Here is a 20,070-nt window from a genome sequence, read left to right on the forward strand (position 1 = left end):
CCTTCCGACCGGTCATACATCCAGCTTCTTGTGCTTCCAGCTGTCATTACCCGGCAGAATCAGGTTCAGGGCAATAGCCACAATGGCGCACAGGGCGATGCCCTTCAGGCCCCAGTCATCCGGGCCGTCACCGCTGCCGATCAGCACGCCGCCGATACCGAACACCAGTGTCACCGAGACGATCACCAGGTTGCGTGCCTCGCCCAGGTCAATCTTGTGGCGGATCATGGTGTTCATGCCCACCGCTGCAATCGAGCCGAACAGCAGGCAAAGAATGCCGCCCATCACCGGCACCGGGATGCTCTGCAGCAGCGCGCCGAACTTGCCGATGAATGCCAGGGTAATGGCGAAGACCGCCGCCCAGGTCATGATCTTCGGGTTGTAGTTCTTGGTCAGCATCACCGCGCCGGTCACTTCGGCATAGGTGGTGTTGGGCGGGCCGCCGAACAGGCCGGCTGCAGTAGTCGCCAGGCCGTCGCCCAGCAACGTCCGGTGCAGGCCAGGCTTTTTCAGGTAGTCACGGCCGGTCACGCTGCCCACTGCAATCACCCCGCCGATATGCTCGATCGCCGGCGCCAGCGCAACCGGGACGATGAACAGAATGGCCTGCCAGTTGAACGCAGGGGCGGTGAAATTGGGAATTTCCAGCCACGGTGCGGCAGCGATCCTGGCGGTGTCGACCACGCCAAAGGCGAACGACAGGGCAAAGCCCACCAGCACGCCGGAGATGATGGGTACCAGGCGGAAAATGCCCTTGCCGAATACGGCAACGATCAAGGTTGTCAGCAGCGCTGGCATCGAGATCAGCATGGCCGTCTTGTACGGCATCAGTGCCGTACCGTCCCCACCTTTGCCCATGGCCATGTTGGCGGCGATCGGTGCCATGGCCAGGCCGATGGAGATGATCACTGGGCCGATCACCACCGGCGGCAGCATGCGGTCGATGAAACCGGTGCCTTTGATTTTTACCATCAGGCCCATGAAGGTGTACACGAAGCCGGCAGCCATTACGCCACCCATGGTCTCGGCAAGGCCGAACTGGCCTTTGGCGAGGATGATCGGCGTGATGAAGGCAAAGCTCGAGGCCAGGAACACCGGTACCTGACGACCGGTGACCAGCTGGAATAGCAGCGTGCCGATGCCGGCGGTGAACAGCGCGACGTTTGGGTCGAGGCCGGTGATCAGGGGCATCAGCACCAGCGCGCCGAATGCCACGAAGAGCATCTGCGCGCCCGAAACGACCTGGCGCCAGAGCGGGTCGTTGAAGCCGTCCTGCATGGTCAGGCGTCCTTTTGCTTGGTGCCGAAGATCTTGTCACCGGCATCACCCAGGCCTGGCACGATGTAGCCGTGCTCGTTCAGGCGCTGGTCGATCGAGGCGGTGTAGATCTTCACGTCCGGGTGGGCTTTTTCCACCACCTCGATGCCTTCTGGTGCGGCGACCAGCACCATGGCGCGAATCTCTTTGCAGCCGGCCTTTTTCAGCAGGTCGATGGTGGCAACCATCGAGCCGCCGGTGGCCAGCATCGGGTCGATGATCAGGGCCAGGCGCTGGTTGATGTCCGGCGCGAGCTTTTCCAGATAGGTGTGGGCTTCGAGGGTTTCTTCGTTTCGGGCAACGCCGACGGCGCTGACCTTGGCCCCCGGGATCAGGCTGAGCACGCCGTCGAGCATGCCGATGCCGGCGCGCAGGATCGGTACTACGGTGATCTTCTTGCCGGCGATTTTTTCAACCGAGACCTTGCCACACCAGCCGTCGATCTCGTAGGTTTCGAGGGGCAGGTCCTGGGTGGCTTCATACGTCAGGAGCGCGCCGACTTCCTGGGCGAGTTCGCGAAAATTCTTGGTGCTGATATCGGCACGGCGCATCAGGCCAAGCTTGTGGCGGATCAGCGGATGGCGGATCTCACGAGTGGGCATAGGGGAGGGCTCCGAAAGGCGGGCAAAAAAACCGCGCTAGATTAATCTATTCAGCCTGTGCTGTCGTCTGGTCATTCTGGACGTTAGTCCATAAATGCTTGATCTGTGACGAGCGGATGCGTACCTTTGCCCGCTTTTCCAAAATGCCCCCCGGAGCGCGCCATGTCCGCCGATCTCGAGCATATCCGTCAAGTCATGCATGAAGCTGACTGCCTGTACACCGAAGCCGAAGTCGAAGCGGCCATCGCCAAAGTCGGCGAGCAGATCTGCAAGGACCTGCACGACAAGAACCCGGTTGTGTTCTGCGTGATGAACGGTGGCCTGATCTTCTCCGGCAAACTGCTGACCCACCTGCAGTTCCCGCTGGAAGCCTCGTACCTGCATGCTACCCGCTACCGCAACCAGACCAGCGGTGGCGAGCTTTTCTGGAAGGCCAAGCCGGAAGTGTCGTTCATCGACCGTGACGTGTTGATCGTTGACGATATCCTCGACGAAGGCCACACCCTCAGCGCCATCATCGAGTTTTGCAAGCATGCCGGCGCCCGCTCGGTGTACACCGCTGTGCTGATCGACAAGGACCACGACCGCAAGGCAAGCCCTGACCTCAAGGCCAACTATGTGGGCCTGCCTTGTGTCGATCGCTATATCTTCGGTTACGGCATGGACTACAAAGGTTACTGGCGCAACGCTAACGGCATCTTCGCCGTAAAGGGGCTGTAACCGTGCGCCAGCCTGCGTTCATCGACCAATCGCTGTTCGCCGGGCTGGCCGAAAAGGCCGCTGCCAACCCGCGCGGGCGGCAGCACCATAACTTTCACGCTATGGAAGAGCCCTGCCACCGCATGGCCGTCGGGCTGCAACCAAGCACCTACATTCCGCCGCATCGCCATTTGAGCGCCGACAAGGCTGAAACCTTGATAGCGCTCAAGGGGCGTTTTGGCCTGTTGATCTTCGATGAACAAGGCGCGGTGACTGACAAGCGGGTGCTGCTGGCCGGTGGCGACTGTCTGGGTGTGGATCTGGCGCCTGGTACCTACCATGGCTTGGTGGTGCTGGAGCCTGACAGCATCCTGTTCGAGTGCAAGGCTGGGCCATACCGACCAGTGGGCGAGGGCGAGCACGCACACTGGGCGCCGCGCGAGGGTGAGGCCGGCGTGGCCGATTACCAGGCCTGGATGCGCGCGCAGTTCGATTGATACTGCCTGTACCCGGCGTGCTAGAGTGCTCCTTCATACAAGGAGCCTCACATGCGTGCGATTCTTCCCCTCCTGCTGGCGGTCAGCCTGCCGCTCGCTGCCGCACCGCTGCACAGTCAGTTCCTGCCTCCTGATGACCAGTCCCTGCGCCAGGAAGCACCGACCAGCCAGCAATTGCTGCAAGTGACTGACTATTCGGTGGTCGTAGGGGCTCAGCGCCAGTCCGATCAGCAGCCGATCCCGATCACATCGTCGTTGCAGGTGCGCCTGAAAGGCAAGCCGCTGAGCAAGGGTGCGACCATTGCCCAGGTGCTGCTGACGTTCGATGGTGAAGCGGCCAAAAGCCTGAAAAAGCCTGTGTATGACGCTAAAACCCGCACCTTGAGCCTGAACTACCCGGTGAGCAACTACCGGGTGGTCATGGACCTGCTGCGTAACGAAACCCTGTACGTGCAGTTTCTGACTTACGGCAACGGCCACATCTGGGCCGACTTGCACACCGGGACGGTACGTACGCGTTGAGGCGCGAAGCCTGCGGGGGGTAAACTGCCGGCCTTCGAAATTCCGTGATGGTCCAGTTGGAGTCGGCAATGCGTAAAGACAAGAAACAGGTAATCGGTGACGAAATCAGCGACGACTACATCAAGTCGTTCCTTCAGTTCGAGCCGGCCGATGGTGTGACTTCGCCGTCGCTGCACAAGCTGGTCAAGGCCTACCGTGGCCTGCGCGTGGACGACTTCGAGCGCTTTGTAGGCTTCTTCGTCGAAGCTGGCCTGGACCTGGACGGCAAGGACGAGCACGGCAAGACCTTCGTCGAGCAGATTGCCGACCAGCGCAATGCCCCTGAGTACATCGAGATCATCGATAAAGCCCGTGGCTGATCTGTAGCCAGTGCCGGCCTCTTCGCGGGCGCGCCCGCTCCCACAGGAGTCGCGCCGCACCTGCGGGCATTACCAAACCTGTGGGAGCGGGCATGCCCGCGAAGAGGGCGGTACAGGCTGATCAAGCGCCAGGCACAAAAAACGCCCCGAGGGGCGTTTTTGCGTTTCAGACCGGCTTAAGCGTAGTGCTTGGCCGCCGGGCTGCTCTCTGCCAGGTCCAGGGCCGCGTCGTTATCGGCACTGATCTTGTGGTACAGCGCAGCATCGGTTGCCAGGGTCTTCTCGCGAGCCGGGAAGATTTCCTTGAGCTTGGCAGCCCAGGCACCCTTGGCCTGCTCGGGGAAGCAGCGCTCGATCAGTTCCAGCATGATCGATACGGTTACCGAAGCACCCGGCGATGCGCCGAGCAGTGCAGCCAGGCTGCCGTCCTGCGCCGAGACCAGCTCGGTACCGAACTGCAGCACGCCGCCTTTTTTCGGGTCTTTCTTGATGATCTGCACGCGCTGACCCGCCACTTCCAGGCGCCAGTCCTCGGCCTTGGCCTGCGGATAGAAACGACGCAGGGCTTCCAGACGCTGCTCCATCGACTGCATCACTTCGCTGACCAGGTACTTGGTCAGGTCCATGTTGTCGCGGGCCACGGCCAGCATCGGGCCGATGTTGCCCATGCGCACCGACAGCGGCAGGTCCATCAGCGAGCCGTGCTTGAGGAACTTGGTAGTGAAACCGGCATACGGACCGAACAGCAGCGAAGTCTTGCCGTCCACGACGCGTGTGTCCAGGTGCGGCACCGACATCGGCGGGGCGCCGACAGCGGCCTGGCTGTAGACCTTGGCCTGGTGCTGCTTGACGATTTCCGGGTTGTCGCAACGCAGCCACTGGCCGCTGACAGGGAAGCCGCCGAAGCCTTTGCTTTCCGGGATGCCGGACAACTGCAGCAGCGGCAGGGCCGCGCCGCCAGCGCCGAGGAAGACGAAGCGGGCGTCGACTTCACGGCTGCCGCCGCTGTTGACGTCCTTGATGCTCACGGTCCAGCCGCTGCCGTTACGGCGCAGGCCGACCACCTTCTTGCTGTACTTGACCTGCGCGTCCGGCGAGTCGCCCAGCAGCTTGAGCAGCTTGTTGGTCAGTGCGCCGAAGTTGACGTCGGTGCCTTTGGCCACGCGGGTAGCGGCGATGTGCTGGTCGGCCGGGCGGCCAGGCATCATCAGCGGCATCCAGTCGTTCATCACGGCCTTGTCTTCGGTGTATTCCATCTCGGCGAAGGCGTGGTGCTGCTTGAGCAGCTCGAAGCGCTTCTTGAGGAAGGAAACACCCTTGTCACCCTCGACATAGCTCAGGTGCGGGACAGGGTTGATGAAGGCACGCGCCGAGCCGAAGTTGCCCTTCTTGGTCAGGTAGGCCCAGAACTGGCGCGAAACCTCGAACTGGGTGTTGATGTGCACGGCCTTCTTGATGTCGATGCTGCCATCGGCGGCCTGCGGCGTGTAGTTCAGCTCGCACAGGCCGGCGTGGCCGGTGCCTGCGTTGTTCCAGGGGTTGGAGCTTTCCGCGGCCCCGGAGTCCATCGCCTCGACGACCTCAAGCTTCAGGGTCGGGTCAAGCTCCTTGAGCAGTACGGCCAGGGTGGCACTCATGATGCCCGCGCCTACCAGTACCACATCAACCGATTCGTTCTGCGCCATTTAACGCGTCTCCACAATCTACAGCTACCTAATTGACAGCATAGGACCTGGGTTTGCCAGGGTCGCCATGTCCGACTTTTCGCAGTTCTTGCAACTTCCGCGGACACCGCCAATCAGTCTTCGGGTTCGTGCATTGAACGCCGTTTGCCACAGGTGCGGCAATTCGACTTATGGTCAAGGTGTCGTGCGTGCGTTATGGAACGGTTCAGACACTCATACGGGATGAGCGCATCTGCCGCCTGTTCAGGGCTGTTCGGGACACATCTGCCGCTTTTGCACATGCCAGACTGTTCATTTGCTCGCCACACTCTTGTGAAGTTGTGAAAACCGTTTTTTCACGCTCTTTTGGAGACGTGAACCTCAAAAGGGGACTGCGCGATGGCAACCCGCAGGTTCATGCAGTGTGAAGGGCCAGAAAAAGCAGGCACGACAGCCGATGCAAGACCTGAGTGGAAGGCTCTCTGTGGGCGAAGCGGTGAAGTTGCCGGGGTCAATCGGCGAGTGCGGGGCCCGATCAGGAGACGTCCTTATAATCGGGGGGAGATTATAGCGATGTCGCGGGCAGAAATGTCGCCATTCGTGGTTTTTATTGCAGCGTTTGTCAGGCAGCGAGGAGGCGCTGGTGCCAACGGCGGTTTGCGCGAGCGCAAACCCGGGCTTCGGTGGGCAGCTCGCGCCCCAGCCAGGCCAGCTGAATTTCGCTGATCTGCACCCAGTCGATGCCCCGTGGTGCCTGGCTGCATTGCTTGAAGGCCAGGCATTTGCCATCCGCGTCAAGGCGGGCATAAGCGTTGTGACGCGACCGTTGGAAGAGCTGAGTCCAGAGCGAGGTCATGGCGTCGAGTCCTTTGCGTTAGGGCTTGGCGCAAGGATAAGGGTGTGGCGATGAAACGATTGTGACAAGCGGGCCGGGCCGATGACTGGTCTGTGCCTGGCTAGGTATACTGTGGGCCTTTGCCGCATTTTCTGGAGAAACGCGCATGTTGCAACGTCTGTTGTTCGGTTTGATCGCCGTGGCCAGCCTTAGCCTGGTCGGTTGTGCCCACAGCCCGCAACAACTCAACCCGCAACCCACGCTCAAGGCCCAGCTGGCCCCGGTCGGCCATGGCCAGCCGGTGGTGGTCCGGGTAGTTGATGGCCGGCCTTCGCAGTCCCTGGGTACCCGCGGTGGCATGTACCCCGAGACCAGCACCATCAGCGTCAGCGGTAACGACGTGGTGCCCAAGCTGCAGGCTCAGGCTGAAGCCGCTGTGCGCCTGCTCGGCTTCACCCCGACCCCGAACGCCGGCAATGCACCGCAGCTGACCGTGACCCTGGCCGAGCTGAAGTATCAGTCGCCGAAAGACAACCTTTACGTGACCGAGGCTACCATCGGCGCCACCTTCCGCGCTGATGTGACCAATGGCGGCCGCCGTTACAGTGGCCGTTATGGCGCTTCGCTGGACCAGCGTTTCGGCATGGCGCCGAACCAGGACACCAACACCCAGCTGGTGGGTGATGTGCTGAGCGATGCCCTGACCCGCCTGTTCAAGGACCCGAGCATCGGGCAGGTGCTGGGTCAGTAAGCTTCAGGTGGTGCAAGAAAACCCGCTGCCTGAGTGACAGGCAGCGGGTTTTTTGTTGTCTGGCCGGTACAGATCTACGCCGCTTCTATGTGGAAATCCAGCAAGCTGAACCCAGTGCCGGCATCCACTTCGGGCAAGTCCTCATGCACATGTCCGCCAAGCGCACAGTAGACCAGCCACTGGCGGTCCTGCACGTTGATGGCAAAACCATCGATCAGCGCCTGTTGTTCATCGCTCTGGGCAACGAGGTAGAGGCGGTCCTGGTTTTCGGCGTGCAACATGAAAAAGCTCCGGGTCATCAAAAGGTCGACAGGGTCGCCTGTATGGATGACGAGCGGATGACAGATGAAATTTAATGACAGTTTGTCGCCAAGGCCGGGCGCCACGGTGCGACTTGGGTAGAATGCTGGCCTTTGCCACTGCTCACACCGAGGTTGCGTGATGTCCTTGCAAGTGCTCTGGGGGTTCCTGGCCGCCCATCCCACCAAGCTGATCAACCTGCTGGCGCTGCTGCTGACCTGCCCGGGCGGTTTGCTGCTGCACAGTGCGCGGCGGCGCGAGGCCGAAACCCGCGCGTACATGGCAGTAGACGAGGGGGTAGTGGGCGCTTTCGAACTTCGGGTGCCGAAATACTTCTACATCCTGGGCTTTTCGTGCCTGGCGATGGCGCTGCTGCTGTCCTGGTTCAGCACCTGGGTCTGAGAACCATCGGGGCCGCGTTGCGGCCCAATCGCGACACAAGGCCGCTCTCACAAGGGTGGACGCAATTCTCTGTGGGAGCGGCCTTGTGTCGCGATTGGGCTGCAACGCAGCCCCCGGGATCGATCAGGCGACCGGCGTCTGCTGCCGGACCTGGTACTGGTTGCGCACCGGCGTCGCATACTGCAACACCAGGTACGGCCGCTGCTCTTGCGGGCAGGCATCCAGGCGCCGTTGCCATTCTTCCTTGGCCTTGGCCAGCTCATCCGCCGGGAACACCTTCTCGGCGCTTGGCACCTGCAGGGCTTCGTCCTTGCCTTCCCACATCGCATACGCCAGGTAATGCACCGGGAACAGTCGGTAGCCCCCCAGAATCTGCCGGTCGATCTCTGCCGCCAGCTGTTTTGTGTCTTCGTGGTACTCGGTTACCGGCGGCGCGAAGTTGATGTGGACTCGGCCCTTGTAGCCGGTAATGCCTTTGGCAATGCTGTTGTCATCTTCGCCCGGCGCCTTCTTGTAGGTGCCGGTTGTGGCGCGGATGTACAGCTCGCGGGCCTTGGCCTGGTCGCACGGGTCGTACTCGTAGCTGATCGACACCGGGGTCAGGTTCAGGCTCTGGATCACTGCACCGAACGGTTCGTCCTTGCGGCTCATGTGGAACATCTTGAGGATCGCCGAGTCGGTACGGTCGTCACCGTCCTTGGCCCGACCTTCGGCCTGGGCGATCCAGATCGAGGTGGCATCGTTGCGGATCGAGTGGTTGATGTAAGCCGACAGCAGTTGGTAAGCAGCCAGTTTTTCGCGCCGCCCGCTGATCGAACGGTGCACGATGAAGCTCTTGTTCAGGCGCATCATGTCGCTGACAAAGGGCTTTTGCAGCAAATTGTCGCCAATGGCGATGCGCGGCGTGGGCAGGCCGGCGTGGTACACCGCATAGTTGACGAAGGCCGGGTCCATGACGATGTCACGGTGGTTGGCCAGGAACAGGTAGGCGGTGCCGGCCTTGAGCTGTTCCACACCCGAGTAGGTGACGCCGTCGGTGGCGCGATCGATGGTCTGGTCGACGTAGTACTCGACTTTGTCCTGCAAGGTCGAGACACAGGTAACACCGGCGAATTCCTTGCGCAGGCGGCGTGCGATCAAGGGCTTGAGCAACCAGCCGAGAGCGCCGGCCGCCCGTGGAAAGCGGAAGTGGGTGAGGATATCGAGGAATGCCGGGTCGCTGAGCAGGCGTGCCAGAACGGCAGGGACCTCAGCGTCGTCGTACGGTCGGATGGCATCGAATTCGCCCATCATGCTCTCTTGTTGGAAACGGCTAGGGTAATAAGGTAGGGACGGGCTCCGAAAAACGGCTCGGACGCACACAGACCCTGTAAACAGACCGGCAATTATACGCATAAGTCACTGCGGAGGCCGCGATGCTGGAAACCGACTTCTATGATTGCCCTTATTGTGGCGAACGTGTGGAAACTACCGTCGATCTGTCTGCGGGCGACCAGGTTTATACCGAGGATTGCCAGGTGTGCTGTCAGCCTGTGGTGTGCATTCTGCAGGTGCATGGTGACGAATGGATGCTTGAAGTCCGCCGCGAGGACGACACCTGATGCAGCGTATCTACGAACCGGAAAGCCTGCTTGAGGCGCAAATGCTGGCAGGCATGCTTGCCAGCGAGGGGATCGATGTACACGTGGTCGGCCGTGACCTTGTCGGTGCCGCCGGCGAGCTGCCCTTGCAGGGCCTGCTGGGGCTCGTCGTGGCTGATGAGCAGGCCGAATGCGCACGGCAGCTGATCGATGCGTACAATGATGCCCAGCCACTGGTTGGCGACGAACCGGAGAATGTCCCCGGTACCTTGATCTGCTAGGTTCTGAATTCGCCCATGTGTGGACGTTATGCCCTGTTTCGCTGGCCCCAGGCCCTTGCCAGTCTGCCGGGCTTTCCCGTCGGCCAGCCGGCCCAATGGAATATATCGCCTGGGGCGTCGGTGCTGATCCAGCGTCAGCTTGACGGCCAGCAGCAACTGGCCAAGGCGCGCTGGGGGTTGACCCCGGCCTGGCTCACCGACCTGTCCCGCACCCCTGCCCATGCCCGCGCCGAAACGCTGGCCGAACAACCGATGTTTCGCGATGCATTTCGTCAGCGCCGCTGCCTGATGCCGGCCAACGGCTTTTACGAATGGCGTGGCAGCGTGCGCAAACGCCCGTTCTGGTTGACCCCGGGGGAGGGCGCGTCGCTGTACTTTGCGGCGGTGTGGGAGGCCTATCCGGTGCAGGACCAGGTATGGCTGAGTTGCGCGGTGGTGACCCAGGCGGCCATGAATCAGCGTCGGCCGCTCATCCTCGACGAAGCGGGGCAGGCGGCCTGGCTTGACCCGGACACGCCGATTACCCGCTTGCACGAGCTGCTGGCCAGCCCACCGGCGACGTTGCGTGAGCGGGCCTTGGCCAATTTCGTCAATGACCCGAAGCTGGATGCGCCGGAGTGTCTTACCCCGGCTTGATGGGGGGCTGTGCCGGCCCTTTCGCGGGCAAGCCCGCTCCTACAATGATCGTGTTACCCCTGCTGTAGGAGCGGGCAAGCCTGCTCGTACCCACGGTCGTGTTACCCCTTTAGGAGCGGGCTTGCCCGCGAAGAGGCCGGTTCAGGCGACGAAAATCTTCCCTGCGGCTATGGCAGCCACTGGCGACTCGGCCTAGGATACGGCGCATGTGGATAGGGAGTGTTTTCATGCGTAAGTCTTTTGTCATCAGCCTGCTGAGTGCTGGCATCCTGCTGGCCGGCTGCCAGGCGGTGAATACCACCAGCGGCGGTGCTGTTGGCGTCGAACGCCAACAGTACATGTTCAGCATGCTCTCGACCGATGAGGTCAACCAGATGTACGCGCAGTCGTATCAGCAGACCCTGGGTGAAGCATCGAGCAAGGGTGTGCTCGACAAGTCCAGCGCCGATGCCAAGCGTGTGCAGGCCATTGCCAACCGCCTGATCGCCCAGGCGCCCAAATTCCGCCCGGATGCCGCGCAGTGGGACTGGCAAGTCAACGTGATCAAGAGTGATGAACTGAACGCCAACTGCGGCCCGGGCGGCAAGATCATCGTCTACACCGGGCTGATCGATCAGCTCAAGCTCACCGATGCGGAAATTGCCGCAGTGGTGGGGCACGAGATTGCCCACGCCTTGCGCGAGCATAGCCGCGAGGCCATGTCCAAGGCATACGGTGTGGAAATGGCTCGCCAGGGTGCCGGTGCCATCTTTGGCCTCGGCCAGAGCAGCATGGCCATGGCCGACACGGTGGTGAACTACGCCATGACCTTGCCCAACAGCCGGGCCAACGAAAACGAGGCCGACCTGATTGGCCTGGAGCTGTCGGCCCGTGCCGGCTACGACCCGAATGCCGCGATCACCCTGTGGAACAAGATGAGCAAGGCTTCCGAAGGTGCACCGCCTGAGTTCATGAGTACTCACCCGGCGTCCGCGAGCCGCATTGCTTCGCTGCAGGCGGCGATTCCGAAGGTGATGCCGCTGTATCAGGCTGCCGCCAAGCCGTAAATGCCTGAATCCTGGGGCTGCATGGCAGCCCCCCCGGTTTTCCCTTTACCCAATCCAGCCACTGGCCTTCATTGCCGAATAGACGGCCACGATTGCCAGTACGAAGAACGCCGTTGCCGCCAGGCGGCGAATCAGCGTCAACGGCAGTTTGTCTGCCGCGAAGTTACCCGCCAGTACCACCGGCACGTTGGCAATCAGCATACCCAGGGTTGTGCCGATAATAACCATGATCAGGTGCGGATACTGCGCCGCCAGCATCACGGTAGCGACCTGGGTCTTGTCACCGATTTCGGCCAGGAAGAACGCAATCAGCGTCGTCAGGAACGGCCCGAAACGGCGAGCCGGGTTCTCGTCGTCATCCATCTTGTCCGGTACCAGCGTCCACAGTGCGGTGGCCGTAAAGCTCGCAGCCAGGATCCAGTGCAGGGCCGAATCGCTGAAGAAGCTGCCGACCCACGCCCCCACGGCACCGGCTGCGGCATGGTTGGCCAGGGTGGCGGCGATGATGCCGGCGATGATCGGCCAGGGTTTGCGGAAGCGGGCAGCGAGAATGAGTGCGAGCAGTTGCGTCTTGTCGCCGATCTCGGCCAGGGCAACGATAGCGGTGGGGACCAACAGTGATTCCAGCATCAGGATTCCTACGGGGGCGGGTCGACACGGCTATGACACGTACAGCCTCCCCGCCCCGGGTAAGGTGTGCGTGTCATAGGTCTTGTCAAACCCTCGATCCGTCTATGCGGATCTCTCCATGCAGGCGTGCATGGTGGGTCGCACGCGCCATGGTCTGTGGACCAAGTATGTTGACGCGTACCGGGCGAGCTGGGTGCTCGCGGGAGACTACTCCCCTAGGACGGTGCGGATTCTGCCTAGGCAAAACGTTTTCGGCAAGCGCTGTTTTTTATCCGCGAGTTGCCTGGTAGATGCGGAAACCGTCGGCCTCGTCACGTACCTGGCAGTTGCCCAACGCCCCTTCGATCAGTGGTTGGTAGCGCAGGAAACTGTTGGCGACCAAGCGCATTTCGCCACCTTTTCGTAGATGAACGGCCGATTTTTTCAGCAAGTTTTCCGAAGCCTGATAGTTGGTATGAACGCCGGTGTGGAATGGCGGGTTGCTCAGTATAAGGCTCAGTTCGGTAGGGGCGGCGTCGATGCCATCGCCGCTGATCACTTCGCCTTCCAGGCCGTTGGCAGCCAGCGTCAGGCGGCTGGCGGCCACGGCGAAGGCATCCACGTCCAGCAAGGTCACCCGGCTTTGTGGGTAACGGCGTTTGAGCGTGGCACCCAGTACCCCGGCACCGCAGCCAAAGTCCAGCATGTGGCCACCGGGCAGTCCGTCAAGATGCTTCAGGAGCAGGGCGGTACCTCGGTCGAGTCGGCCATGGCTGAATACCCCAGGCAGGCTGACCACCTGCAACGGGCCGTCTTCGAGGGCCAGCTCGAAGCGCTCGGCCAGGCTTTCCAGCGGTTTTGCCTGCGGTGCCTGGTCGATGGTCACTTGCCACAGCTGGCAGTGCCGGGCGCTGTCGAGTTTGCGTGGCTTGCCAAAGGCCTGCAGCTGCTTGGCCGCGCCCTCGATGCCACCGCGCTTCTCGCCGACCAGGTACAGCTCGCGGCCAGCCAGGCGCGATGCCAGGGCGTTGAGCAGATAGGCGGCCAGCTCGCGGGATTTGGGCAGGAACAGCACGGCGCTGTCGAATGCTGCTTCAGGGGCCTCGACGCCGTAATGGCTGCGGCCTGCGAAGCGGCTTTCGAGCATGGCCTGATCGCCGGCATGCCAGGTCCAGGCCTGGGCCTGAGGCAACTGGCCGAGCAGGTCGTCGGCGGGGGCGCCGGCGATCAGCAGCGGCCCCTGAAACAGCTCTGCCTGACGGAGCAACACTTCACTGCGCGGGTCCATGGACGACGTCTCCTGAAAAAAAGTGGCGCAGTGTAACAGAGGCGGGCGCCTGGCTCAGCTGACCACGCGGCGTGGCTGCCCGGCGAAGAAGGCCTGGGCGTTCTCGCTGAGCTGGCCGACGATGCGCTGGCGCGACTCCACGGCACCCCAGGCGCTGTGCGGGGTGATGATCAGGCGCGGGATGCCGGGCTCCAGCAGCGGGTTGCCGTTGACCGGCGGCTCCACGCTCAGCACGTCGGTGGCCGCGCCGCCCAGGTGACCGCCGCGCAGGGCATCGGCCAACGCCTGTTCGTCGATCAGGCCGCCACGGGCGGTGTTGACCACCAGCGCGTTGGGCTTGAGCAGGGCCAGTTCGCGGGCACCGAGCATATGCCGGGTGTGCTCGTTCAGCGGGCAGTGCAGGGTCAGTGCATCAACTTGCGGCAGCAACTCGTCCAGCGGCAGCCGATCGGCGCGCTCCGGGCGGCCTGGGATCTGCCCGCTCAGTACACGCATACCGAAGGCTTCGGCCAGCCTCGCCACTGCGCCGCCCAGTTCGCCGTGGCCGAGCAGGCCGAGGGTTTTGCCCTCCAGCTCGACGATAGGAAAGTCCAGCAGGCAGAACTGGCTGGCCTTGGCCCACTGGCCATCGGCCACCGCCTGGTTGTAGTCGCACAGCCGAGTGGCCAGGGCCAACAGCAGGGCCAGGGTATGCTGGGCTACAGACGGCGTGCCGTAGCCCTGGCAGTTGCACACGGTGATGCCCTGGGCACGGGCGGCGGCCAGGTCGACATTGTTGGTGCCGGTGGCGGCCACCAGGATCAGCTTCAGTTGCGGGTTGGCGGCCAGGGTTGCGGCGTCGAGCATGACCTTGTTGCTGACCACTGCCACGGCGCCCTGCAAGCGTTCCGCGACCTGTTCCGGGCGGGTGGCGGCGAACAGTTCGAACTGGTCGAACTGCTGCTTCAGGGGCGAAAGGTCGAGGTCGCCAAGGTCCAGGGATTGGTGATCGAGAAACACGGCGCGACGCGGGCTGGGCATGAAGATCTCCAGTGGCAGGGAGGGATAAGGGCGTTGTGGCCATTTGCGGGCATGCCCGCGCCCACAAGGTCACCACAACCCTTGCAGGAGCGGGCTTGCCGGCGAAGAGGCCCTCGGCTTCGGCGCAAACCTGAAGCCGCCGCCGCAGTGTCTAGCTCAACCTTGCTGCCCGTCAACGCCCGCCACTCATACCTCTGCCGCGCAAATCATTCCTTCGGCTGATTTGGCCGTCACATTGGCGAACTACAGTAAACCCAGACTTGTCCGGCCCGCTTTTCAGAAAAGGGATCCCCATGTTGCAGACACGCATCATCAAGCCCGCCGAGGGCGCCTATGCCTATCCATTGCTGATCAAGCGCCTGCTGATGTCCGGCAGCCGCTATGAAAAGACCCGGGAAATCGTCTACCGCGACCAGATGCGGCTGACGTATCCACAGCTCAACGAGCGCATTGCCCGCCTGGCCAACGTGCTGACCGAGGCCGGGGTCAAGGCCGGTGACACCGTGGCGGTGATGGACTGGGACAGCCATCGCTACCTGGAATGCATGTTCGCCATCCCGATGATCGGCGCTGTGGTGCACACCATCAACGTGCGCCTGTCGCCCGAGCAGATCCTCTACACCATGAACCATGCCGAAGACCGCGTGGTGCTGGTCAACAGCGACTTCGTCGGCCTGTACCAGGCCATCGCCGGGCAGCTGACCACTGTCGACAAGACCCTGCTACTGACCGATGGCCCGGACAAGACTGCCGAACTGCCCGGTCTGGTCGGCGAGTATGAGCAGCTGCTGGCTGCTGCCAGCCCGCGCTACGACTTCCCGGATTTCGACGAGAATTCGGTGGCCACTACCTTCTACACCACTGGCACCACCGGTAACCCCAAGGGCGTGTATTTCAGTCACCGCCAGCTGGTGCTGCACACCCTGGCCGAGGCCTCGGTCACCGGCAGTATCGACAGCGTGCGCCTGCTGGGCAGCAACGATGTGTACATGCCCATCACCCCGATGTTCCACGTGCATGCCTGGGGCATCCCCTACGCTGCCACCATGCTCGGCATGAAGCAGGTGTACCCAGGGCGCTACGAGCCGGACATGCTGGTCAAGCTTTGGCGTGAAGAGAAGGTCACTTTCTCCCACTGCGTGCCGACCATCCTGCAGATGCTGCTCAACTGCCCGAACGCCCAGGGGCAGGACTTCGGCGGCTGGAAGATCATCATCGGCGGCAGCTCGCTCAACCGTTCGCTGTACCAGGCCGCCCTGGCGCGCGGCATCCAGCTGACCGCCGCGTATGGCATGTCGGAAACCTGCCCGCTGATCTCCGCGGCACACCTGAACGATGAACTGCAGGCCGGCAGCGAGGATGAGCGCGTCACTTACCGTATCAAGGCCGGTGTGCCGGTGCCGTTGGTCGAAGCGGCCATCGTCGACGGCGAAGGCAACTTCCTGCCCGCCGATGGTGAAACCCAGGGCGAGCTGGTACTGCGTGCGCCGTGGCTGACCATGGGCTACTTCAAGGAGCCGGAGAAGAGCGAGGAGCTGTGGCAGGGCGGCTGGCTGCACACCGGTGACGTCGCCACCCTCGACGGCATGGGCTACATCGACATCCGCGACCGCATCAAGGATGTGATCAAGACCGGTGGCGAGTGGGTTTCCTCGCTCGACCTGGAAGACCTGATCAGTCGCCACCCGGCCGTGCGCGAAGTGGCGGTGGTGGGGGTGGCCGACCCGCAGTGGGGTGAGCGCCCGTTTGCCCTGCTGGTGGCACGTGACGGCCACGATATCGACGCCAAGGCGCTGAAGGAACACCTCAAGCCATTCGTCGAGCAAGGTCATATCAACAAGTGGGCGATTCCAAGCCAGATCGCCCTTGTTACTGAAATTCCCAAGACCAGTGTCGGCAAGCTCGACAAGAAACGCATTCGCCAGGACATCGTCCAGTGGCAGGCCAGCAACAGCGCGTTCCTTTCCACGTTGTAACCATTGTGCGGGGCGCGCACGTCAGAGCGTGACCCGCATGCTAGAGAGCCCGCCGCCTTGCCAAACGACAGAAATGCGCCATCCTTGAGCACTACCAGCCCGCAACCGAAGCAAAACTGCAGCGAGTTGGTGGCATGGAGCGCAAATCACACTTTAGAGGGATCAAGCGCCTGTGCCTGCTGGCTATAGTCGGGGCCAGGGGATTTTCAGGAATGGGGGAGGGCGACATGCGCAAGCTGTGTCGCCGCAGGTGCAAGCCTGCAATCCGGTCGCTCGGGCCGTTCTTGAAAGGACTCACTGCCATAACAAAAAAGTACATGGAGTAGCGTCGATGAAATCTGCAAACCTGTTCTGGCGCCGGGCCAAGCTGCCCTTGGCCGTCAGCCTTGCTTCCACGCTCGCAAGTCCTGCTTTCGCTGTCAGTTTCAACATTGGTGAAATCGAAGGCCAGTTCGACTCGTCGCTCTCCATCGGCGCCAGCTGGTCGACGGCCAACCCCAACAAGAACCTGATAGGGGTGAACAACGGCGGCAAGGGCCTGTCACAGACATCCGACGATGGCCACCTGAACTTCAAGAAGGGCGAAACCTTCTCCAAGATCTTCAAGGGTATTCATGACCTGGAGCTCAAGTACGGCGACACCGGTGTGTTCGTGCGCGGCAAGTACTGGTACGACTTCGAACTGAAGGACGAAAACCGCGAGTTCAAGGACATCAGCGACTCCAACCGCAAGGAAGGCGCCAAGTCGTCCGGGGCCGAGCTGCTCGACGCCTTTGTCTACCACAACTACTCCATCGGCGATCAGCCTGGCTCGGTGCGTTTTGGCAAGCAGGTAGTGAGCTGGGGCGAAAGTACCTTCATCGGCGGCGGCATCAACTCGATCAACCCCATCGACGTGTCGGCGTTCCGCCGTCCCGGAGCCGAGATCAAGGAAGGCCTGATTCCGGTCAACATGTTCTACATCTCGCAGAGCCTGACCGACAACCTGTCGGCCGAGGCCTTCTACCAGCTCGAATGGGACCAGACGGTCGTCGATAACTGCGGCACCTTCTTTTCTCAGCCGGACATCATCGCCGACGGCTGTACCGACAACTTGCGCGTGCTCAATAGCAGCCGCACGGTGCCGGGCGCTGCCCAGCAGTTCCTCGCCACGCGGGGCGTGAACATCAACGAAGAGGGTGTGATGGTGCGCCGTGGTGCCGACCGCGATGCGCGTGACAGCGGCCAGTTCGGTGTGGCCATGCGCTATATGTTCGAGCCGTTGGACACGGAGTTCGGCGCCTACTTCATGAATTACCATAGCCGTGCACCCATCTTCAGTGCCACAGGGGCCCCGCCGTCCGTGTTCGCCGGGCTGAGCGCCCTGCCTGCGCAGCTGCGTGCATTGGCGCCTCTGATCGTGGCGGGTAATTCCGAGTACTTTGTGGAATACCCCGAGGACATCCGCCTTTATGGCTTGAGTTTCTCCACCACGTTACCCACTGGCACCGCCTGGAGCGGCGAAGTCAGCTACCGTCCCAACGCGCCAGTGCAGCTCAATACCACGGATATCCTGTTCGCCGGTGTCCGTCCCATTGGCGGCGCGTTGAGCAACGCATCGCTGCTGACCGGTACGCCGGGGCAAGACCTGCATGGGTATCGCCGTAAGGAGATCACCCAGTTCCAGACCACACTGACCCATTTCTTCGACCAGGTGATGGGTGCCAGCCGGATGACTGTAGTCGGTGAAGTGGGTGTTACCCATGTCGGCGGCCTGGAGAATGCCCACGATACCCGCTACGGTCGCGACCCGGTGTTCGGCCCAGGTCCGTTGCCATCCACCGGTGGCGCCGATACCTGCCAGGCGCTCAATGGCAGCACCATCGCCGGCGCCGGTGCGGGGGCGTCCACCGCCAACCTGAACCGCAAATGCGAGAACGACGGCTACACCACCAGCACTTCCTGGGGTTACCGCGGCCGTGTCATCTGGGACTACAACGACGTATTCGCGGGTATCAACCTGAAGCCGAGCGTGGCCTGGTCGCATGACGTGTCCGGTTATTCGCCTGGCCCTGGCGCCAACTTCGAGGAAGGCCGCAAGGCTGTCAGCCTGGGCCTGGACGCCGAGTATCAGAACACCTATACGGCGAGCCTGTCGTACACCAACTTCTTCGACGGCAAGTACAGCACCGTGGATGACCGCGACTTCGTCGCCCTCAGCTTCGGCGTGAACTTCTAAGCATACAGATCCAGGACGACACGACATGAACAAGACCAGAAGTCTGCTGCAAGCCGGTGTGCTGGGCCTGTCCCTGCTGGCGACCAGCGTCATGGCTGCGGTATCCGCCGACGAGGCGGCCAAGCTGGGCAGCACCCTGACCCCGATGGGTGCCGAGAAGGCCGGCAACGCCGACGGCTCCATCGGCCCGTGGGAGCCGCTGTCGAAGACCGCAGGCAGCGTCGACGGCAAGGGCTTCCTGTCCGACCCGTACGGCAGTGAAAAACCGCTGTTCACCATCACGGCGCAGAATGCCGACCAGTACAAGGACAAGCTCTCGCCGGGCCAGCTGGCCATGTTCAAACGCTACCCGAACACCTACAAGATCCCGGTGTTCAAGACCCATCGCGGCGCAACCGTCCCGGCCGATGTGTTCGCTGCCATCAAGGAAAACGCCACCAAAACTACCCTGGTGGAAGGCGGCAACGGCCTGAGCAACTTCCGCACGGCGGTGCCGTTCCCGATCCCGAAAAGCGGCCTTGAGGTGATCTGGAACCACATCACCCGCTACCGCGGCGGCAGTGTCAGCCGCCTGGTGACCCAGGCCACGCCGCAGCAGAATGGCTCGTTCAACCCCGTATACTTCTCCGACCAGTTCGTCTTCCGCGACAAGATGAAGGACTACGACCCGAACAACCCAGGCAACATCCTGTTCTACTTCAAGCAGGAAGTTACTGCGCCTGCGCGCCTGGCCGGGACTGTGCTGCTGGTGCACGAAACCCTCGACCAGGTGAAGGAGCCGCGCAAGGCGTGGATCTACAACGCCGGTCAACGCCGTGTGCGCCAGGCACCGCAAGTGTCGTATGACGGCCCAGGTACCGCCGCCGACGGCCTGCGTACGTCGGACAACCTGGACATGTTCAACGGTGCACCGGACCGTTATGACTGGAAGCTGGAAGGCAAGAAGGAACTGTACATCGCCTCCAACGCCTTCAAGCTGGATGACCCCAAGCTGAAGTACGCCGACATCATCAAGGCCGGGCACATCAACCAGGACCTGGCCCGTTACGAGCTGCGCCGCGTCTGGCACGTAGTTGCAACCCTCAAGCCAGGCCAGCGGCACATCTACGCCAAGCGGGACTTCTACATCGATGAGGACACCTGGCAGGCCGCAGTGATCGACCAGTACGACGGCCGTGGCCAACTGTGGCGCGTGTCCGAGGCCCATGCTCAGCCTTATTACAACGTGGAAGTGCCTTGGTACACCCTGGAAGCGATCTACGACCTGCAGTCCGGTCGTTACCTGGCCCTTGGGATGAAGAACGAAGAGAAACGTGCCTACGACTTCGGCTTCAGTGCCAGCAAGGCCGATTTCCAGCCCGCAGCGCTGCGTCAGTCGGGTATTCGCTAAGCTGAAATCACTGAACGCCGTGTGATCCCCAGAACGCCCCGGCTCGCCGGGGCGTTTCTATTTCCTGACCCGGCCTCT

22 protein-coding genes and 1 riboswitch are annotated in these 20,070 nt (G+C 62.2%); of the genes, 13 read left to right on the plus strand and 9 right to left on the minus strand.

Translation table 11 applies throughout. The annotated features are described in order from the left end of the window. Positions 1-12: 12 nt before the first annotated feature. Both ACF8FB_RS08780 and upp read right to left on the minus strand, forming a co-directional pair. On the minus strand, positions 13-1,278 hold the full coding sequence (locus ACF8FB_RS08780) for a uracil-xanthine permease family protein (RefSeq protein ID WP_003247369.1): 1,266 nt from the start codon (positions 1,276-1,278) through the stop codon (positions 13-15). 2 nt (positions 1,279-1,280) lie between these two features. Then, positions 1,281-1,919, minus strand: coding sequence for a uracil phosphoribosyltransferase (upp, locus tag ACF8FB_RS08785; RefSeq protein WP_003247366.1), 639 nt, complete (start codon positions 1,917-1,919; stop codon positions 1,281-1,283). A gap of 162 nt (positions 1,920-2,081) precedes the next feature. Between upp and ACF8FB_RS08790 the strand changes: the two genes are divergently transcribed. From ACF8FB_RS08790 to ACF8FB_RS08805, 4 genes are all read left to right on the plus strand, one after another. Then, positions 2,082-2,639: a hypoxanthine-guanine phosphoribosyltransferase gene (locus ACF8FB_RS08790; RefSeq protein WP_010951990.1), complete on the plus strand. Its 558-nt coding sequence runs from the start codon at positions 2,082-2,084 to the stop codon at positions 2,637-2,639. 2 nt (positions 2,640-2,641) lie between these two features. Continuing rightward, positions 2,642-3,115, plus strand: coding sequence for a WbuC family cupin fold metalloprotein (locus ACF8FB_RS08795; protein ID WP_392511219.1), 474 nt, complete (start codon positions 2,642-2,644; stop codon positions 3,113-3,115). A 51-nt stretch (positions 3,116-3,166) separates the two neighbouring features. Continuing rightward, positions 3,167-3,637 carry a hypothetical protein gene (locus ACF8FB_RS08800; protein ID WP_003247361.1) on the plus strand — a complete coding sequence of 157 codons (471 nt, stop codon included), beginning with the start codon at positions 3,167-3,169 and terminating at the stop codon, positions 3,635-3,637. Positions 3,638-3,705: 68 nt separating this feature from the next. Further along, entirely contained in the window at positions 3,706-3,996 is a 291-nt protein-coding gene (locus ACF8FB_RS08805; RefSeq protein ID WP_003247360.1) for a PA4642 family protein, read from the plus strand. Between the two features lie 176 nt (positions 3,997-4,172). Here the strand turns inward: ACF8FB_RS08805 and mqo are convergent, their stop codons facing one another. Both mqo and ACF8FB_RS08815 read right to left on the minus strand, forming a co-directional pair. Next, positions 4,173-5,681 (minus strand): malate dehydrogenase (quinone), encoded by a 1,509-nt coding sequence (gene mqo / locus ACF8FB_RS08810; protein ID WP_010951993.1) that lies wholly within the window; start codon positions 5,679-5,681, stop codon positions 4,173-4,175. 601 nt (positions 5,682-6,282) lie between these two features. After that, positions 6,283-6,516, minus strand: a complete 234-nt coding sequence (locus ACF8FB_RS08815; protein WP_392511220.1) for a hypothetical protein — start codon at positions 6,514-6,516, stop codon at positions 6,283-6,285. A gap of 145 nt (positions 6,517-6,661) precedes the next feature. Here ACF8FB_RS08815 and ACF8FB_RS08820 point away from each other — a divergent pair, with 145 nt between their 5' ends. Continuing rightward, entirely contained in the window at positions 6,662-7,246 is a 585-nt protein-coding gene (locus ACF8FB_RS08820; RefSeq protein ID WP_010951995.1) for a YajG family lipoprotein, read from the plus strand. Positions 7,247-7,320: 74 nt separating this feature from the next. Here ACF8FB_RS08820 and ACF8FB_RS08825 read toward each other — a convergent pair whose 3' ends face one another. After that, positions 7,321-7,527, minus strand: a complete 207-nt coding sequence (locus ACF8FB_RS08825; RefSeq protein ID WP_003247353.1) for a hypothetical protein — start codon at positions 7,525-7,527, stop codon at positions 7,321-7,323. 160 nt (positions 7,528-7,687) lie between these two features. Here ACF8FB_RS08825 and ACF8FB_RS08830 point away from each other — a divergent pair, with 160 nt between their 5' ends. Then, positions 7,688-7,948 carry a hypothetical protein gene (locus ACF8FB_RS08830; RefSeq protein WP_392511221.1) on the plus strand — a complete coding sequence of 87 codons (261 nt, stop codon included), beginning with the start codon at positions 7,688-7,690 and terminating at the stop codon, positions 7,946-7,948. Positions 7,949-8,071: 123 nt separating this feature from the next. Here ACF8FB_RS08830 and ACF8FB_RS08835 read toward each other — a convergent pair whose 3' ends face one another. Continuing rightward, a complete protein-coding gene (locus ACF8FB_RS08835) occupies positions 8,072-9,241 on the minus strand; it encodes a 1-acyl-sn-glycerol-3-phosphate acyltransferase (protein ID WP_003247351.1) in 1,170 nt (389 codons plus the stop codon). A 122-nt stretch (positions 9,242-9,363) separates the two neighbouring features. On the opposite strand from ACF8FB_RS08835, the gene ACF8FB_RS08840 reads away from it, so the two are divergent. The 4 genes from ACF8FB_RS08840 to ACF8FB_RS08855 all read left to right on the plus strand — a co-directional run bounded on the left by ACF8FB_RS08840 (position 9,364) and on the right by ACF8FB_RS08855 (position 11,491). After that, positions 9,364-9,549, plus strand: a complete 186-nt coding sequence (locus tag ACF8FB_RS08840) for a CPXCG motif-containing cysteine-rich protein (RefSeq protein WP_010951999.1) — start codon at positions 9,364-9,366, stop codon at positions 9,547-9,549. Beyond that, a complete protein-coding gene (locus tag ACF8FB_RS08845) occupies positions 9,549-9,809 on the plus strand; it encodes a putative signal transducing protein (protein ID WP_020192887.1) in 261 nt (86 codons plus the stop codon). Before ACF8FB_RS08840 ends, ACF8FB_RS08845 begins: the two co-directional genes overlap by 1 nt. A gap of 15 nt (positions 9,810-9,824) precedes the next feature. After that, positions 9,825-10,445 (plus strand): SOS response-associated peptidase, encoded by a 621-nt coding sequence (locus tag ACF8FB_RS08850; protein ID WP_010952000.1) that lies wholly within the window; start codon positions 9,825-9,827, stop codon positions 10,443-10,445. Positions 10,446-10,672: 227 nt separating this feature from the next. Beyond that, the gene (locus tag ACF8FB_RS08855; protein ID WP_049586394.1) at positions 10,673-11,491 is read left to right on the plus strand and encodes a M48 family metallopeptidase; all 819 of its coding nucleotides are present in this window, start codon (positions 10,673-10,675) and stop codon (positions 11,489-11,491) included. Between the two features lie 45 nt (positions 11,492-11,536). Here the strand turns inward: ACF8FB_RS08855 and ACF8FB_RS08860 are convergent, their stop codons facing one another. From ACF8FB_RS08860 to ACF8FB_RS08870, 3 genes are all read right to left on the minus strand, one after another. Further along, on the minus strand, positions 11,537-12,121 hold the full coding sequence (locus tag ACF8FB_RS08860) for a TMEM165/GDT1 family protein (protein ID WP_003247342.1): 585 nt from the start codon (positions 12,119-12,121) through the stop codon (positions 11,537-11,539). 88 nt (positions 12,122-12,209) lie between these two features. Next, a riboswitch (yybP-ykoY riboswitch) is annotated at positions 12,210-12,349 on the minus strand. Between the two features lie 40 nt (positions 12,350-12,389). Further along, positions 12,390-13,388: a class I SAM-dependent methyltransferase gene (locus tag ACF8FB_RS08865; RefSeq protein ID WP_010952002.1), complete on the minus strand. Its 999-nt coding sequence runs from the start codon at positions 13,386-13,388 to the stop codon at positions 12,390-12,392. A gap of 54 nt (positions 13,389-13,442) precedes the next feature. After that, positions 13,443-14,408 (minus strand): 2-hydroxyacid dehydrogenase, encoded by a 966-nt coding sequence (locus ACF8FB_RS08870; protein WP_010952003.1) that lies wholly within the window; start codon positions 14,406-14,408, stop codon positions 13,443-13,445. A gap of 293 nt (positions 14,409-14,701) precedes the next feature. On the opposite strand from ACF8FB_RS08870, the gene ACF8FB_RS08875 reads away from it, so the two are divergent. The 3 genes from ACF8FB_RS08875 (at position 14,702) to ACF8FB_RS08885 (ending at position 19,992) form a co-directional block, all read left to right on the plus strand. Further along, positions 14,702-16,384 (plus strand): fatty acid--CoA ligase, encoded by a 1,683-nt coding sequence (locus tag ACF8FB_RS08875; protein ID WP_010952004.1) that lies wholly within the window; start codon positions 14,702-14,704, stop codon positions 16,382-16,384. 331 nt (positions 16,385-16,715) lie between these two features. After that, positions 16,716-18,602: a DUF1302 domain-containing protein gene (locus tag ACF8FB_RS08880; protein WP_010952006.1), complete on the plus strand. Its 1,887-nt coding sequence runs from the start codon at positions 16,716-16,718 to the stop codon at positions 18,600-18,602. 25 nt (positions 18,603-18,627) lie between these two features. Next, positions 18,628-19,992: a DUF1329 domain-containing protein gene (locus ACF8FB_RS08885; RefSeq protein WP_010952007.1), complete on the plus strand. Its 1,365-nt coding sequence runs from the start codon at positions 18,628-18,630 to the stop codon at positions 19,990-19,992. The last annotated feature ends 78 nt before the right edge of the window (positions 19,993-20,070 follow it).

Source organism: Pseudomonas sp. yb_2 (genome assembly GCF_043103905.1).
Taxonomy (GTDB): domain Bacteria; phylum Pseudomonadota; class Gammaproteobacteria; order Pseudomonadales; family Pseudomonadaceae; genus Aquipseudomonas; species Aquipseudomonas alloputida.